4 protein-coding genes are annotated in these 2,740 nt (G+C 73.6%); 2 read left to right on the top strand and 2 right to left on the bottom strand.

Annotated elements, in window-relative coordinates:
- Nucleotides 1–531, top strand: a 531-nt coding sequence (locus G3573_RS21100) for a hypothetical protein (RefSeq protein WP_205598422.1), incomplete at its 5' end; no start/stop codon positions are given.
- A 121-nt stretch (nt 532–652) separates the two neighbouring features.
- On the top strand, nt 653–1,306 hold the full coding sequence (locus G3573_RS21095) for a hypothetical protein (RefSeq protein ID WP_163263610.1): 654 nt from the start codon (nt 653–655) through the stop codon (nt 1,304–1,306).
- A 37-nt stretch (nt 1,307–1,343) separates the two neighbouring features.
- Here G3573_RS21095 and G3573_RS21090 read toward each other — a convergent pair whose 3' ends face one another.
- Both G3573_RS21090 and G3573_RS21085 read right to left on the bottom strand, forming a co-directional pair.
- Nucleotides 1,344–1,778, bottom strand: a complete 435-nt coding sequence (locus tag G3573_RS21090; RefSeq protein ID WP_163263609.1) for a hypothetical protein — start codon at nt 1,776–1,778, stop codon at nt 1,344–1,346.
- A gap of 7 nt (nt 1,779–1,785) precedes the next feature.
- Nucleotides 1,786–2,740: alpha/beta hydrolase-fold protein (locus tag G3573_RS21085; RefSeq protein ID WP_163263608.1), on the bottom strand; the 955-nt coding region annotated here is incomplete at its 5' end.

Genomic DNA, 2,740 nt, shown 5'->3' with positions numbered 1-2,740 from the left:
CGCGAGCCCGCCGCCCCGGCCGAGGCATCGGCGGCGCCAGCCGCCAGCGCCGCCCCCGCCGCGCGGGTCGATCCGTGCGAAACGCCGCCGGCCGAGGTGGCCGCCTACCTCGAGCAGGAGCCCGGCTGGTCGATCGTGCGCGTCCAGGACCTGATCCCCGACGACCAGACGCTGTGGACGCAATATCACCCCGACGCCTGCCCCGGCTTCACGGCGGCGGATCTCACCGGCGCGCGCGCGCCCTCCTACGCGCTGGCCCTGCGCAAGCCGACGGCCACCGGCGCACAGGAGAAGCTGGTCGTGCTGCGGCGCGACGGCGAGCGGCTGATCGCGCAGACCCTGTCCTCGCCGGTCCCGGAAGGCTTCCTGCAGGTGGTCTGGCGCACCCCGCCCGGCGAGGTCAGCGCCTGGGACGACACCGAGCGCGCCAGGCTGGCCCACGACGGCGTCGTCTACGAACGGCTCGAGGCCAGCGCGGTGGTGTTCTACTGGGACGGCGGCGGCTTCCGCAGCATCCTCAGCTCGGACTGACCTGGCGAAGATCGAGCCAGCTGGACCGATTGACCGTGTTCAGCGCGTCCGATTTGATCGACCGCAGGTCGTGGAGCGCGGGTTGGAGGGGCGGATGGCGCGGCGAAGGATTGGCGCAGCCGTGCTGGCGGTCGGACTGTGCGCGGCCGTCGCGCCGACGGCCCACGCATCCGGTCGCGAAGCGGTGCGAGCAGAGTTGCGCAGCGACCTGATCCACGCCGACCTGCCGCTCTGGAACGAAGTGTCGCCCGAGGCGTGGCCACGCCCCTTCTTCGACGAAGAGTCGTTCGGATGCATGGACCGGATCGCCTACGGCGCCTGGCGGTACGAGGAGGCCGGCGACCCGGACGCGACCTGGTTCCTGATGGACAATCACGGCCTGTTCCACTGCGCCCTGATGGTGAGCGACGCGCCCGACCGGAAGGACCTCCAGGCCCGCGACGCCGACTTCAGTTTCCTGATCGAGTTGGGCGAGACCCGCGGCCCCGACGGCCAGGTGGTCGAACTCTGGGCGCTGCAGCGCCGGATGAGGCCGGGAAGCGACTACCTTCTGCTGGCCCGCAAGCCCGGCCCCGAGATCATCATGCGGTTCGACGTTCTGCAGCGGGCGTGTCCGCGCGGACAGACGCGTTCCGCACGCGGGCCGAGCGGCGGATGGCGCACGGACTATTGCGCCGTCAGTTCCCGGGCGGAGCTGATCCGACTCGGCCGGCGCATGGCCCGTCTGCCGGCGCTCGGCGTTCTCACCCACGTCGACGCGCCCGAACCCCGCTGAGACTTCAACCCGCTCGCCTCGAGGGAGCTGGAGAAGATCAAATCCAGTCGCCGCCGACCGCCATCGCGCCGACGAAGCAGCCGAGCAGCCAGCCCGGCGCGTTGCACAGGACGAAGAAGCCGGCGGCGAGCCGGCCCCCTCGCGCCCGCAGGATCAGAAAGGCGGCGAGGAGCGGCCAGCCGAACAGCACCGCGACGAGCGGCCAGCCCGCCCAGCCCGGGCTCGGGTGGCGGCCGTCCATGGCGTCGAGCCACAGGGCGCCCCAGGGGATCAGCGCCGCCCACGACAGCAGCACACCGGCGAACGCGGCCCGGGTCCACGGCGCCTTCAGGCTCTCGCGCAGGCCCCGCGACATCAGCACAAGCAACGCGGCCGCCGCGGCCAGGGCCAGCGGATAGACCATGTCGGCGTTCATCAGCATGAAGCGCAGGTTCGCGAAGGCGTGCGCCAGGCCGTTCGTCAGATGGGTCATCCGCCCCCTACCCCGCCGGCCGCAGCGCGAACGGCACCGCGCGGTTCAGCGCGTTGACGGCGGCCGCCGTGTGCTCCTCGCCGGGGAACTCGACGAAGCTGGCGCGGGCGCCCAGCGCCGCCAGGCGCTCGGTCAGGGCGCGCGTGTCGGCGGTCTTGTCGTAGGCGGGGTCGTCGGGGAAGGTCTGGGCCAGCACGGCCTCCAGCTCCTGGCCGCCCAGCGCCTCCGGATGCGCCCGATACCAGCGGCGGTAGTCGTCGACGAAGGCCGGCGCCGGGTGGCTCTCCAGCCCGCCGACGGTGACCAGCAGGCGCGGGCTGCCCCGGTTCGGCCGGGCGGCGAAGGCGTCGGCCTCCGTCCAGACCTGGCGGTCGAACAGGCGCATGGACGGGCTGGCGGCGATGAAGGCGTCGAAGCTGTCGGGCGCGCTCAGCGCCGCGTGCAGCACGAACACCCCGCCCAGCGAGTGGCCGAACAGGGCCTGGGGTCCCGGCTCGCCGCGCAGGCGATGGCGCACCCAGGGCTTCAGCTCGCCCGTCAGGAAGGCCAGCAGGTCGTCGGCGCCGCCCAGCGCCGCGCCCTCAAACTCAGGGTCGCTGACGCCCGGCGGCGTGAAGTCGAACGAGCGCCGCTCGCCGTCCAGGAAGACGGTTCCGGGATAGCCGACGCCGACCACCACGGCCGGGGGCAGCCGGCTCCACTCGCGCTGGCGGGCGATCTCGGCGGCGGTGACGAACCAGGCGTCGCCGTCCAGCACGTAGATCACCGGAAACCCGCCCTCCGGCGGCGGCCCCAGCGGGAGCGAGAGCTGGATCCGGTAGTCCCGCCCCGCGCGCGAGGTCAGGACCGTCTCCGACACCACGCGCGGGCGGATGCGCATGCGCGTCAGGGACGCGTCGTCCGGCGCCGCGGCCGCGGCGGCGGCGACCGCGGCCGGGCCATCCCGCGGCGGGGTCTGGGCC

This window comes from Caulobacter sp. 17J65-9, from assembly GCF_010975005.1.
In the GTDB taxonomy this organism is placed as follows: Bacteria; Pseudomonadota; Alphaproteobacteria; order Caulobacterales; family Caulobacteraceae; genus 17J80-11.
This window is presented reverse-complemented; position numbering and strand designations above follow the sequence as displayed.

Excerpts from the sequence above, each read along its gene's own strand:
- G3573_RS21090 (WP_163263609.1), bottom strand. The coding sequence starts at position 1,778 with ATGACCCATCTGACGAACGGCCTGGCGCACGCCTTCGCGAACCTGCGC.